The 14,036-nt window shown below is 44.4% G+C and carries 10 protein-coding genes; all 10 read right to left on the bottom strand.

Annotation, left to right across the window (positions count from 1 at the left end; genetic code table 11):
• Positions 1-58: 58 nt before the first annotated feature.
• Entirely contained in the window at positions 59-1,291 is a 1,233-nt protein-coding gene (locus J2Z20_RS03795; protein WP_415639988.1) for a methionine gamma-lyase family protein, read from the bottom strand.
• A gap of 74 nt (positions 1,292-1,365) precedes the next feature.
• A complete protein-coding gene (gene hflX / locus J2Z20_RS03790; RefSeq protein WP_209845538.1) occupies positions 1,366-2,652 on the bottom strand; it encodes a GTPase HflX in 1,287 nt (428 codons plus the stop codon).
• 68 nt (positions 2,653-2,720) lie between these two features.
• Positions 2,721-3,701 carry an AAA family ATPase gene (locus tag J2Z20_RS03785; RefSeq protein ID WP_209845536.1) on the bottom strand — a complete coding sequence of 327 codons (981 nt, stop codon included), beginning with the start codon at positions 3,699-3,701 and terminating at the stop codon, positions 2,721-2,723.
• 89 nt (positions 3,702-3,790) lie between these two features.
• Positions 3,791-4,327 (bottom strand): ribonuclease FAU-1 family protein, encoded by a 537-nt coding sequence (locus J2Z20_RS03780; RefSeq protein ID WP_209845534.1) that lies wholly within the window; start codon positions 4,325-4,327, stop codon positions 3,791-3,793.
• A 155-nt stretch (positions 4,328-4,482) separates the two neighbouring features.
• Positions 4,483-7,110 carry a penicillin-binding protein 1A gene (locus J2Z20_RS03775; protein ID WP_209845531.1) on the bottom strand — a complete coding sequence of 876 codons (2,628 nt, stop codon included), beginning with the start codon at positions 7,108-7,110 and terminating at the stop codon, positions 4,483-4,485.
• A 143-nt stretch (positions 7,111-7,253) separates the two neighbouring features.
• Positions 7,254-7,493 (bottom strand): RNA chaperone Hfq, encoded by a 240-nt coding sequence (gene hfq, locus J2Z20_RS03770; protein ID WP_209845529.1) that lies wholly within the window; start codon positions 7,491-7,493, stop codon positions 7,254-7,256.
• A gap of 15 nt (positions 7,494-7,508) precedes the next feature.
• The gene (gene miaA, locus J2Z20_RS03765) at positions 7,509-8,492 is read right to left on the bottom strand and encodes a tRNA (adenosine(37)-N6)-dimethylallyltransferase MiaA (protein ID WP_209847252.1); all 984 of its coding nucleotides are present in this window, start codon (positions 8,490-8,492) and stop codon (positions 7,509-7,511) included.
• A complete protein-coding gene (locus J2Z20_RS03760) occupies positions 8,479-9,261 on the bottom strand; it encodes a class I SAM-dependent methyltransferase (protein ID WP_209845527.1) in 783 nt (260 codons plus the stop codon). The genes miaA and J2Z20_RS03760 overlap by 14 nt, the downstream gene beginning before the upstream one ends.
• 81 nt (positions 9,262-9,342) lie before the next feature.
• Positions 9,343-11,298 carry a DNA mismatch repair endonuclease MutL gene (mutL, locus tag J2Z20_RS03755; protein WP_209845525.1) on the bottom strand — a complete coding sequence of 652 codons (1,956 nt, stop codon included), beginning with the start codon at positions 11,296-11,298 and terminating at the stop codon, positions 9,343-9,345.
• 29 nt (positions 11,299-11,327) lie between these two features.
• A complete protein-coding gene (gene mutS / locus J2Z20_RS03750) occupies positions 11,328-13,997 on the bottom strand; it encodes a DNA mismatch repair protein MutS (protein ID WP_209845523.1) in 2,670 nt (889 codons plus the stop codon).
• Positions 13,998-14,036: the final 39 nt, after the last annotated feature.

Raw genomic sequence — 14,036 nt, 5'->3', positions numbered from 1 at the left:
CATTCACTTCTATTGTACATTTAACGAATACGTTATGTCAACAACATGTTAGGTATACTCACAACAAACCTCTATCTTTCATCGTTTGTAACGCTTTGAGTACACCAAATTTAACATGAGAATATGTTAGTCCACCTTGCATGTACCCGATGTAAGGTTCTCTGATCGGCGCATCCGCTGATAATTCAAGACTGCCGCCCTGAATGAACGTTCCAGCTGCCATAATGACAGGGTGTTCATAACCCGGCATATCCCAAGGTTCAGGAACCACATGGCTGTCTACCGCAGCCGCCAGTTGAATACCTTGAACGAATGCAATCAAATGTTCGCTGCTAGAAAATTTGATCGCTTGAATTAAGTCTGTTCTCTTCTCATTCCAGCGAGGTTTCGTATTGAAACCAACCTTCTCAAACATCGCAGCAGCAAAAATACTTCCTTTCACAGCCTGTCCCACTAGTGTTGGCGCTAGAAACAGCCCTTGGAATATCCCTCGTGTTGTACCAAGCATCGCACCTACTTCTCCGCCGATTCCTGGAGCAGTCAGCCGGTAAGATGCCAGTTCAACATACTCTCTCTTACCGCAAATATATCCGCCTGTCTCCGCCAGTCCGCCGCCTGGATTTTTAATAAGCGAACCAGCCATAAGGTCAACGCCGACCTCCGTCGGTTCGATCTCTTCCGTAAATTCTCCGTAGCAATTATCGACGAACACAATAACGTCCGGCTTGATTGATTTAACACGTCTAACCATCTCACCGATCTGTTCTACGGTAAAAGAGGATCGCCAGTCGTATCCGCGCGAACGCTGAATACCGATTACCTTGGTCTTACTATGAATACGTTCTTCTACAGCCTTCCAATCGACCGTACCATCATCAAGCAGCGCTGCTTCTTGATATGTAATGCCATAGTCTTGCAGAGAGCCTGTTCCGTCACCAGGGTGTCCAATCACTTTATGAAGTGTATCGTAAGGACGTCCAGTAATGTAAAAAAGCTCATCCCCTGGGCGCAGCACCCCGAATAATGCTGTTGCAATGGTGTGCGTACCTGAGGCAAAATGCGGTCTTACGAGCGCAGCTTCAGCTCCGAACACTTCTGCATACACTTCGTCTAGCACCTCACGTCCGCGGTCGTTATATGCATATCCCGTCGATCCCGCAAAGTGAAAATCACTCACGTGAAAATTCTGAAAAGCCTCAATGACTTTCCACTGGTTCTGATCGACGATTCGGTCTACTTCTTTCAGTTTACCCTCAATTTCGGTTTCAACTTGTTGTTTCCATAGTTCAATTTCTACTGCAAATTGTGCCACTATTTCTCCACTCCCCTGTTGCCATTACGGTCTAAATTCGCTTAAGGAATTCCTTAAGGAACAAGATACGGTTCAAGCATATAGCCAAATTTATCATAATCGGCCTTCTGTACCCGAACCTCATATATAATATCGGACTCGTCAAAGTGCTGATCGAGCACTTCACCTACTCTATAAATCATAGACGTAATGTCCCCGCGATCTGCAGGTATACGAAATTGCTTCGTGTCGCCCATAATTTCATTTTGAATTGCTTCTTTAACCATTTCGAGATCACGTTCATCAAATGCACTAATTTTCAAATACCGCTCTCCTGAAGGCAGGAGTTGAAGCTGTTCAGGAGTACAAGCGTCCTTCTTATTAAAAAGCGTAATTTGCTGCGTATTTCCTGCCCCTAGCTCGTTCAATATCGATTGTACCACTGCCATTTGATCGTCACGCATCTCTGATGACGCATCAACGACATGCAAGATAAGATCTGCTTCATTCGCTTCTTCAAGCGTTGCACGAAATGCAGCAACTAAGTCATGCGGCAAGTTTTGAATAAAGCCTACGGTATCTGTAATAACGACTTCTTTCCCGCTCGGAAGCTCAAGCGTACGCGACGTAGGATCTAATGTAGCAAACAATTGATTCTCAATGTATACATCTGCATCAGTCAGCTGCTTAAGCAGTGTTGATTTGCCCGCGTTCGTATACCCGACAAGCGCAACCTGAAAAGTCCCGCTCTTCTTCCTGCGTTCACGATGCAGCTTACGGTGCCGCGTCACTTCTTCAAGCTGCCGTTTCAAATCACTAATGCGGCCTCGAATGTGACGGCGATCTGTCTCGAGTTTGCTCTCCCCTGGACCGCGTGTACCGATACCGCCGCCAAGACGCGACAAATTTTTGCCATGGCCAGAAAGTCGCGGCAACAAATATGTAAGCTGAGCAAGCTCAACTTGAATAATCCCTTCCCGCGTCTTAGCCCGCTGTGCAAAAATATCTAGAATAAGCTGTGTCCGATCAATGATTTTCACATCTAATGCTTCTTCCAGGTTACGAACCTGCGCACCTGACAGCTCTTGATCAAAGATAGCCGTATTCGCCTCAAGAGAATCAATAAGTGATTTTATTTCTTCAGCCTTACCTTTACCAACAAACCATTTCGAATCTATCGTTTCACGGTTCTGAGTTATAATATCTAACACTTCTACCCCAGCCGTTTCGGCCAGTTTCACCAATTCTTGCAGCGAATATTCCGGATTAATGCCTGATCTCTTAACATCAGGTGTCACTAGGCTGACTAAAATTGCCCGATCCTGAACATTCGCATTGGTTGCATACGTGGAGTTTCGCATAAGGGATGTTTGCTCCTTTATTTTTAACATCTGATTTCACTGTATAAATTACAAACGTTTATTATCTCTTACTTTTTATCAAATTTCAAATCTTCGATCCGAATTGTCATCAGTTCCAGCTTGCCCGGCGTACCTGCTGAGTATTGAGCAAGTAAACGAACCGCTTGCTGCCGTATCGATTTTTCTATAACATTGCGAACATATCTAGCATTGCTGAATGCATAGAGTGTCTCGCACTTTTCTTGAAGCAAATGCTGTTTCATTTTGAGTATCGCCTGAGGCATTAAGATATAGTCCCGCTCTTTCGCCATAATTTCAGAAATTTGTATGAGCTGATCGATACTGTAATCGGGGAACTCTACCTGGATCGGGAAACGAGATGGAAGCCCAGGATTCATCTGCAGAAAATAATCAATCTCTCCTGAATACCCAGCTAATATGAGAACGAACTGATTCTTATAGTCTTCCATCGCTTTTACAAGCGTATCAATAGCCTCTTTACCGAAGTCCTTCTCTCCGCCCCTAGCTAGGCTGTAAGCTTCATCAATAAACAAAATGCCGCCAAGCGCCTTTTTGACTAAGTCTCTCGTCTTTTGCGCTGTATGACCGATATATTCCCCAACCAAATCCGCTCTTTCCACTTCAATCAAGTGCCCTTTATTCAGAACACCCATTTTTTGAAACAGCTTAGCTACAATCCTTGCAACGGTTGTCTTACCGGTTCCGGGATTCCCTTTAAAAATCATGTGATATACTTGGTTGCCGCTTATAAGACCTGCTTCTTGGCGCATTTGACCAATTTGAAGCAAAGCATAAATTTCGTATATTAATTCCTTGATGTTATCTAGTCCTACGAGTTGATCGAGTTCTTTCTGAATGTCTGCGAACAAACCTTTTTGCTGAGGAATCACTTTTTGAATCGGTGCAGGCTCCGTATCAGGAACTGCTTGGGAAATAACGGGAGGCTCTTGATTGCGTAATATGACATTAATCTGTCTTGAAGGTCTATTCTCTGATCGATCATTTGTGGCCATTACTCGCCCGTGCATGCGCTCCATCACCTCATTTTAATCTAACAGGGCTGACTACTCTTACAAATGTATTCTATCTACATGCACGTTATTAGCAGTTTCCCGCCTCATTTTTGAAACCAGGTGATATGATCTTTTAAAGAGAGCTCAAAATAAGGAAACGTTCCATTCCTAATTTCACTGATGACAGACTCAGCACATTGCCATGCCAATTTAAAATCGTGATCAGTAATAATTCCCAGCTCGAGCGCATCTGCCAGTTCATCTTCATCCAGTAAAAACAGTTCTCTATTCTCTAACACAACAATATCGAGATATAAATCATCAAACCAAGGAACACCCTGATCTGTAATCCCTTGCCTTTTGCATATATCGATATACCACTCTACAATGCGATGCTTATCGTCAAAAATTGCCGTAACCACATAATTTGCTGACTTCGGAAAATATTGCAGCCAGCAATATCCAACATCGGCTATACATAAATAATGGGCTCCATACGTTTTCCACAGGGGTTCCTTCAAATCATATATTTTGTACAGTGCTAAATAACCAGTAAAATCTTCATTGTTCAAATAATGGGCATCGAAATAACGATGAGTAACTCGCCGCCAATTCGCCCGATCCGCAAATTTACGCTTCATGGAAAAAACCCTTTCCATCATTGGTAGTTTAAGATTACCACATTTGACAAAGACACTCAAAAGAGAATATTGCTTGACCGGAGTTTAACTGCAGGACGCTTCAAAAAACAAAAAGTTCTAACCCATAATGGATTAGAACTTTTTGATCAATTATTTTAATTTTGTCCGGTAGAAGTTTTATCACCTGATGAAGGAACACTGCCGTTATTGACTGACCCTGGATCGGCGGGCGCTGTCGTTCCTGTACCTGCGTCTGGTGTTCCAGTACCGTTGCCAGGTGTTGCTCCTGTACCATCCCCTGGAGCAGTTGTATCTCCTCCGTGATCGGCATGTCCTCGGCCTTTACCATTGCCATTGCCATTGCCGTCGCTTCCATTACCGATACCAGAATCATTTGGATTCGTTGTTCCTTGATCGGTGCCTTGGCCAGAGTCATTACCGACAGGAGCGTTATTGCCATCTGTCGTACCTGGCTGCGTTCCAGGAAGACTTCCATTGTCTGCAGGTTGCTGCACTTCAGGTGGCTGTGCCGGCTGTACTTGTCCTTCAATCGTTATTTGAGTGATATTTGATTTATCAGACTCTACATTTTCATCCGGATTGTATGCCGTTACGTAATATTCGTAAGAGTGACCTGGCGTTGTGCTAAGATCCTCTGCTCCGGGTGCTGATAAAGAATCTAGGATGCGAGTAAATCCCGCTTCCGATGCTTCCTTACGATACACTCTGTACTCGATATGATCTCCTTCTACTGGGTTCCAAGTCAGAGATACCGTTTGGGTGTCATGGTTATATGACGCATTCAGACCTGTTACAGCTTGAACTGAAGGCTTCTGAGGTTCTGGGGCAACCCAGCCTTTTGGTTTATCAAAATCTTTGACAGGATAACCTGCGAGCGCTTCTCCCATCACAGCCCCGAACAATGCTGCAGGACGTTTACTGCTTTCTTTAAGAAGATGGTCCTTATCTGGTTTGTCATATCCCATCCACACGGCTGCTGTCCATTCAGGTGTGTAACCGACAAACCATACGTCGCGGTTCGCACTGCTCTTCAGCCCTGGAATACCATGTTGTGTCGTACCTGTCTTACCAGCAACTGGACGATTTAAACGAGCAGCTTTACCTGTACCGTTCTGAACTACATTTTCGAGCATCGTTGTCATATTATAAGCCGACTCTTCACTCATCACACGTTTTTCTTTCGGCGCTTTATACTGATAAACAACATCATCGTCATTATTTTTGATCATCTTGATCGAATAAGCTTGACGTGCAATACCGCCGTCGGCAAACGCGGTGTACGCTTGTGCCATCTCTAACGCATTTGTACCTTTGCTGAGTCCGCCCAGAGCGATTGCTAAGTTGCGATCCTCATCAGTGAGCGTAATGCCTAAACTTTTAGCAAAGTTGTACCCTTTATCTACTCCAATTTGATTAAGCAGCCATACAGATGGAATGTTAATCGACTCCTCAAGCGCTGCTGTCATCGTTACTGAATGAGAATATCCATGTAAGTTTCGAGGGCAATAGTTGCCAAAGCATTGCTTCTCATTACTTAACAGTGAATACGGCGTATATTTTCCTGTCTCAAGCGCAGGAGCATAAGAAACGATTGGCTTAAACGCCGACCCTGGCTGTCTGCGGATATCAGTAACCCGATTGATCCCTTTTTGAGCGTAATCTCGTCCGCCAGCAAGAGCAATAACGCTGCCAGTCTGATTATCCAGAATAATCATGGAACCTTGAACAAGTTGATCATCTTTACTCTTTTCAAAATAATTTGGATCATCGAACTTCTGCTCAATCACTTTCTGAGCATTTGAGTCCATGGTCGTATAGATTTTGTATCCGCCGCGGTTAAGCTGGTCCTCAGATAATCCCGTTTTCTCTTCCGCTTCATGCATGACAAAATCCATATAAGCTGTATAGTTCTGCTCTTTTTTAGGTTGTTTGTAATTGTAATCAACAGCCTTAGCTTCGTCCCTTTGTTCTTTCGTAATATAACCTTGCTCATACATGAGCTCCAGAACGACTCCGCGCCGTTCCTTTGATAGATCAGGGTTGCTGATCGGATTATATTTTGAAGGGCCTTTCGGAATAGCTGCGAGCGTAGCGATTTGCCAAAGCTTCAAATCATTTAAGTTGTCTACACCGAAATATTTCTTAGCGGCTGCCTTAATTCCATACGATCTTTGACCGAAGAAAATCCGGTTCAAATACATCGTCAATATTTCATCTTTGGTCATATTGCGTTCAAGAGCCATCGCAATCGACACTTCTGTCGCTTTACGGAAAAATGTTTTATCCGAAGATAAGAACATATTTTTCGCGAGCTGCTGTGTAATGGTACTTCCGCCCTCGACAGCTGATCTTGCGATCACGTCTTTAACGGCAGCGCGGCCAATCCCGAGTAGGTCTACCCCTTGGTGTTCATAGAAACGCTTATCTTCTGTAGCAACGAAAGCTTCCTTGATCAGCTTCGGTATTTGATCCGACTGAACTGGCTCACTTTTATCAAGCGACAGCTCGCCCATCAAATTGCCGTTTCGATCGTACACTTTAGACGTTTCATACAGAGTAAGCTTATCTTTGTTCTCTTGCCACAATTTTTCACCATTTAACAAAATAAACAAGTATCCTGCAATCGCACAAAATACGGCGAATGCAACGGTGAAAAACAATGTCCAAAGAACGCGTTTTGGTGACATTCTTTTCTTCGTACTCGTCTTTTCCTTCGATTTTGTTTTATTTCTGTCCACGCGGGACGGTCTTTGTGTAGCCATGATACCTCCTGACTTCCTTTCAGTTGTAGTCATCTGCCTTCTGCCTACAAGTCATGGAATGAAAAGAACAACCTTATTCAGGTTGCTCCGGTCCTGTTCCTATACGTTTAAACGAAATAACGATAAAAAAGTTTCAAATCAGATTACTCTTCAGCAGATGTATCTTGCATGAGCGATACATTGCGCTGAGGTGTGAAGGTAGAGATTGCATGTTTGAATACCATTTGTTGACGACCATCTGTGTCGACAACGATCGTATAGTTATCAAACGCTTTAATCGTTCCACGAATTTGGAAACCGTTCACCAAAAATATTGTGGCAGGGATGTTCTCTTTACGCAATTGGTTTAAGAACGTATCTTGGATGTTAATGGACTTGTTCATTTGCCGTACCCCCAACTATTCATTAGATTGTTTTGAATTATATTCAAGATTGATAGGAAACTTTCCTGCTATTATATCACGTATTTCCTGAAAAGCCGTAGAAAAATTTTCCGTTTGTGTAACATCCACCCAGTGGATATCTTTCATATGACGAAACCATGACAGCTGCCGCTTTGCAAATCGTCTTGTATCCCTCTTAAGCCACTCTACCGCTTCTTCAAACGAGACCTCGCCTTGCAGATAGGCTGCAATCTCTTTGTATCCAAGACCTTGCATCGATACCAGATTCGGAGAATAACCTCTTTTCAAAAGCGAATCCACTTCATCCACAAGTCCAAGCTCGATCATTTCGTCTATACGCTCTTCAATACGGTTATATAGCATTTGCCTATCCATTGTCAAACCGATGATGCACAGATCATAAGGAGATTCTTTCTTCTGGGCTGCGAGCTGAGAGGAAAGTGTCGTTCCTGTCAAATGATAAATTTCCAGTGCCCTGATGATTCTTCTCTGATCATTCGGATGCAGACGGTCTGCACTTTCGGGATCAATTTCCCTTAATTTTGCATGCAAAGCTTCATTTCCATGCTCTTCTGCAAATTTCAACTGCTCATTACGAAAGGATTCATCAGTTCCGGCTTCTGAGAACTGGAACTGATAGCAGACGGATTCTATATAAAGTCCCGTCCCTCCTACAATAAAGGGCAATTTACCGCGCGCTGTAATCTGCTCAATAAGTTCTTTAGAGCGCTCCTGAAATTCAGCAACTGAGAATGGATAATCCGGTTCATGAATATCGATGAGATGATGCGGAATGCCTTGCATTTCTTCTTTCGAAATTTTAGCCGTTCCGATATCCATATGGCGGTATACCTGCATCGAGTCCCCAGATATGATTTCACAATGAAAAGCTTTAGCGATCTCAATGCTCATTTTCGTTTTGCCAACTGCCGTCGGTCCTACAAGGACGAGCAGCCTCGGTTTGTTACCTGATGTCAACATCTATCACTCCGTATGCGATTTTAGAAGAGCCGCGGCTCATTTGTTTAAATCCGAGTCGCTCGAATTCTTCGCTATCCCGTTTCTCCTTTAGGAGGACACATTTACGGGCAACACGGCATGCCTCCCGAATTGATTCTATGTGCAATGCCTCATGATTGGCATACTTACGAAGCGGTTTAATCGAAGAAGACTCTGCTATAGGATCGCGAAACATCGGATCGAAATAAACGACATCGACACTATTGTCTGGCAACTGAGTTAGAATCGTCAGGTGATGCGCTCTCTTTACTTCAATGCGCCTCATAGCCTCATCTACTTCGTACAATCCGGTCTTGTAATGCTCAAGTCCTTCCTTCAGCATTGTGTATAATGTCAAAGAGCTCTCCAATGCAATCACTTTCCCTCTGCTTCCCACTTTCAAAGCAAAGACAATCGCATCTGTCCCGAGGCCTGCAGTACAATCAAGTATAATATCCCCAGGCTCTACTCTTGCTGCATCCAGCATAGGATCCGACTCGCCTTTCAGCAGTCGCTTCGCTCTCACAAATCCCATGCTCGGGTGAAAATGCAGAGACTGGCCGCTTGAGCTGAACAGTCTTGCACCGCCTTCTACAACAACGATAATTTCATCATCGTTATATTTTTGCTTGAGTTTAGCAAGAGACATTTTATTACGCGGGACATAATTCACTCCCGTCTCAGCCGCCAATTTCTTGGCTCGTTCTACGATGTGAGCCGCAGGAGCGTCCCCAGTTGTAATAATCATTCTTTCCTCCAATTATTATATATACTTCATACCCGCATCTCAAATCCACGTTGCCTGAGCCGTATTTACGGTGTCTATTTTTTACATGACGCGTTTAAACATTTTTTCCAAATCGTAACTCGAGAAGGAGACAACAATGGGTCTGCCGTGCGGACACGTATACGGCTGTTTGCAGGCAGCAAGCCGTTCGAGCAGCACCTCTGCTTCTTGCATCGTTATTTTTTGATTCGCCTTAATTGAAGCTTTACATGACACTAAAGTGGATGATTTCTCCCTTAATTTGGCTAGATCAATAACCTTTTCTTGCAGCACCCATTCGGCCATTTCCTCAATCAACTCCGCCTCCGCTCCTTGCGGGAACCAATAAGGATAAGAAATGACACGGAATGTTTGACCGCCAAAATGTTCTAGATAAACGCCTACCTGCTCAAACCAATGAAGTCTTGTTTTCAGCTTTTCGGCATCTGATGGCGTAAATTCAAGTGTGATCGGCAGTAATAGTTCTTGCGACGCCTCTTCCGGCTTGCCAAATTTCTCGTAATAATATTCATAATTAACTCGTTCATGCGCCGCGTGTTGATCGATGAGGAACAGCCCTTCATCATTCTGCGCTATCAAATACGTACCATGATGCTGTCCGATTAGTGTAAGCTGCGGGAAAGCCGGTAATTCCGGCATCTCTTGCCCTGTGCCGTATAACTGTTCTGGAGATGGGGCAGCAGAAGTGCGGTACATCGACGCAGGAGCCTGTTCTCTAACAGTTTGTCCGCTCCAAGAGGTTCGATCATTGGAACGTAAATTGCCTTCATTCCGATCATTCCAATTCGGCCCAGTCTGACTGCTGGAAGCAGCGCTCTGTTGATACGAATTATTTCGTTCAATAGGTGCTTCCGTCAATTCTGATTGCTGAGTCCATGAGTTCTCTTTGGTCAAACTTGATACATTCTCTGAAACAGACACCTCTGGTTTCGCAAAATGGAACTGTTCTTGAATAAATGCTTTATTATTTCCTTTCCCAATCGGTTGGTTCATTACCTGCGGAATAAGTACTTGCTGCTTCAGCAAAGAGCGTATGCAGTTTTCGACGAATTCGTTCAACTCGCTCTCCTTACTAAAGCGAACCTCCAGCTTCGCTGGATGTACGTTAACGTCTACAAGCGATGGATGCATTTCAAGCTGCAGAACAATTAATGGATATCGATTAATCGGCAAGAGGGTATGGAATGCCCTCAGAATTGCCTGATTGAGTCCGTGATTTCGAATATAACGTCCATTGATAATGGTGGACATCGCATTTCGATTAGACCGTGTTAAGTCAGGACGGCTAATATATCCGCTAATTTTATAATCAAGACTCTCTCCTTCAATGGGGAGCATCGCCTTAGCAGAAGAAGTGCCATAAATGGCCGCAATCACCTGCAGTAAATCGCCGCCGCCAACGGTCTGAAGCAGCATATTTCCATTATGACGAAGTGTAAATGCAATTTCAGGATGCGCGAGCGCCATTCTGTAGAGCACATCGGAAATATGTCCAAGTTCAGTTTGAACCGTCTTCATATACTTTAATCTGGCAGGTGTGTTGTAGAACAATTCTTGTACTGTAAAATCAGTACCTCGAGGGGCAGCAATATCTTCGTTCACTTTAAACGTTCCGCCTTCAATGACAATGCGTCTGCCCATCCCATCATCGTTGTTTGAACTGATTAATTGTACTTTCGAGACAGCAGCAATACTCGGTAATGCTTCCCCGCGAAAACCGAGACTGCGAATTTGGAACAAATCTCTTCCATGCGCAATTTTACTCGTAGCATGACGGTAAAAGGCAGTCTCACAGTCCTCAGGATCGATACCGAGTCCATTGTCAACGACACGAATCAATTGAAGTCCGCCTTCTTCGACGTAGACGTCAATTCGAGTACTCCCGGCGTCAACCGAGTTTTCAATCAATTCCTTTACTACGGAAGCCGGCCGCTCAACAACTTCACCCGCTGCAATTTGGTTCGCGATATGCTCATCAAGTACGTGTATTTTACCCAAGACAATCCCCCCTCTTTCGTCAGCATAAATTACAGTTTAATAGCCTTCATCTTAAGTTCATTAAGGAATTGCATTGCTTGCAGTGGACTCATATTCATAATGTCAGCGTTCTTAACAAGCTCAACGATTTGGTGACTTGCGTGATCAAGGGCAGTCTCTATTTTATGGTCAGGAGTTGCAATCTCTTCTTCATCGAAAATAGACATTTGAACTACTTGTTTGGCAGCCGCCTCTTCCTTCACTTCTTCGGTGTTCATACTCTTCGGCTGACCCATATTCTGTTCGGCTGTCGCACTAACAGCCTCAAGCGATCCTTGTTCCAGACTTTGAAGAAGACCGTAAGCACGATCAATGATCTCTTCTGGAAGCCCAGCAAGACGCGCGCAGTATATTCCGTAGCTTGTGCTTGCAGCGCCCTCTATTAGTTTACGAAGAAAGAGCACTTTATCTCCGCTCTCTTGTACAGCCATACTATAATTGCGAAGTTTAGGCAGACTATCTTGTAAATGAGCAAGCTCATGAAAGTGAGTCGATACAAGCGCCTTACAGCCGATCGTATCATGAACAAACTCGATAACAGCTTGTGCAATCGCCATTCCTTCACTGGTCGATGTCCCACGACCAAGCTCATCAATAATGATTAAGCTGCGTGATGTCGCTTTTTCCGTCATCACTTGAATGTCAGCCATTTCGACCATAAAGGTACTTTGCCCCCCTATCAAATCATCCGCAGCGCCAATCCGGGTGAAAATGCGATCAATCATCGGAATAGTCGCTTTTGAGGCTGGAACAAAACAGCCGATTTGCGCCATGAGGACGATCAGCGCAACTTGCCGCATATAAGTGCTCTTTCCTGCCATATTCGGACCGGTAATGAGCAGAATGTTCGCATCATCCTTCGTAAGCGAAGTGCCATTAGATACAAATGAACTATCCTTCATAACGGCTTCCACCACTGGATGACGACCATTCTCAATCACTAAGTCATAACCGTCTGTTAGCTCTGGTTTGACGAATGAATGCTCACTGCTCACGACGGCAAGTGATTGATACACATCGACTTCCGCCACTTTCTCCGCAAGCTTTTGGAGTCTTTCAATTTGCTTATTCAGCTCGCCCCGGAGTTCAACGAACAACGAATATTCGATGTCAACCATCTTCTCTTCTGCTTCCAAGATGAGAGACTCTTTCTCTTTCAACTCCGGTGTAATATATCGTTCTGCATTTGCTAGCGTTTGCTTCCGTTCATATCTGCCTTCCGGCAGAGAACCGATATTGGATTTGGTGACTTCGATATAGTAACCGAACACTTTGTTATAACCAATCTTAAGCGACTTAATGCCTGTCGCTTCTCTCTCCCGTGCTTCGAGTTCGGCGATCCACCGTTTTCCGTTAATGCTAGCTTCGCGAAGCTCGTCGAGCCGAGCATGATACCCCGCCTTAATAATGCCTCCGTCACGCACAGAAATTGGCGCATCTTCAACAATGGCAGCATCAATAAGCTCAGCTAAATCGGCGCATTCATCGAAATCCTTAGCAATTTTTTGCAGTGTTGCAGAGGGTGATGCCTGGCACAATTGCTTAAGCATCGGCATTTTCATCAGCGATACTTTTAGAGCAGTTAAGTCCCGGGCATTCGCATTACCAAATGCAATCCGCCCAACGAGCCGCTCTAGGTCATAAATTTCTTTCAGTTGAGCGCGAATATCTTCGCGTACAATAAAATTTTGATACAGCTTGTCCACCGCTTCTAAGCGTTCTTCAATAAGGCTTCGCTGAAGCAGCGGCTTGTCAATCCAGCGGCGAAGCAGACGCGCTCCCATCGACGTCTCCGTTCGGTCAAGCAGCCATAGCAGCGAACCTTTCTTCGAGCGTTCACGCACCGTCTCCACCAGTTCGAGATTTCGGCGCGTAAATGGATCCAGAATCATGTACTGCTCAGGCTCATAAGTCTTAATATGTGTGAGCTGCCCTAACGAGCGCTTCTGTGTTTCGTTTAAGTATGCGATGAGCCTGGATACGCACTCTTTACGTTCATCCACGAGTCTTGCCCATACGGCATCGCCGAATTGCTTTTGCACTAAATCTTCACGATTTTTGTCCCAAGGCGTATATACGACAGGACGGGAGGCAGCTGATGACTGTTCTTTAATATACGTTAACAGGTGTGTATCCCCGATAATTTCTGATGGATTATAGATGCCGAGCTCATCCTGCAGCCATCTATTTGAAGAAGGCGCCGAGGTTACATACAGCTCCCCAGTGGATAAGTCGCACGCTGCAAGCGCCATCATCCCTTCGGATTCCGTTACAGACACCATATAATTGTTCTGCTTGTCGCCAAGTGTCTTCCCTTCCATAACGGTACCTGGAGTGACGACGCGGACGATTTCACGTCTTACCATTCCTTTAACCGTAGCCGGATCATCAATTTGTTCGCAAATCGCTACTTTATATCCTTTTTCAATCAATCTTTGAATATAGTTATCTGCAGAGTGATAAGGTACACCGCACATCGGTATACGTTCTTCCGCTCCGCCATCTCTTCCTGTAAGTGTTATTTCAAGCTCTTTCGCTGCTAAAATGGCGTCTTCAAAAAACATTTCATAAAAGTCGCCCAATCGGAAAAAGAGAAACGCATCTTGTGCTTCCTCTTTCACTTTTAAATATTGTTCGATCATCGGCGTATATTTGGCCATGATTGTACCACCATTCCCTTTCGTAGGCTCTATTATATC

The organism is Paenibacillus sediminis (genome assembly GCF_017873765.1).
GTDB classification, from domain to species: domain Bacteria; phylum Bacillota; class Bacilli; order Paenibacillales; family Paenibacillaceae; genus Paenibacillus_AG; species Paenibacillus_AG sediminis.
Note: the sequence above shows the minus strand (reverse complement) of the source record. Positions and strands in the feature narration are given on the sequence as shown.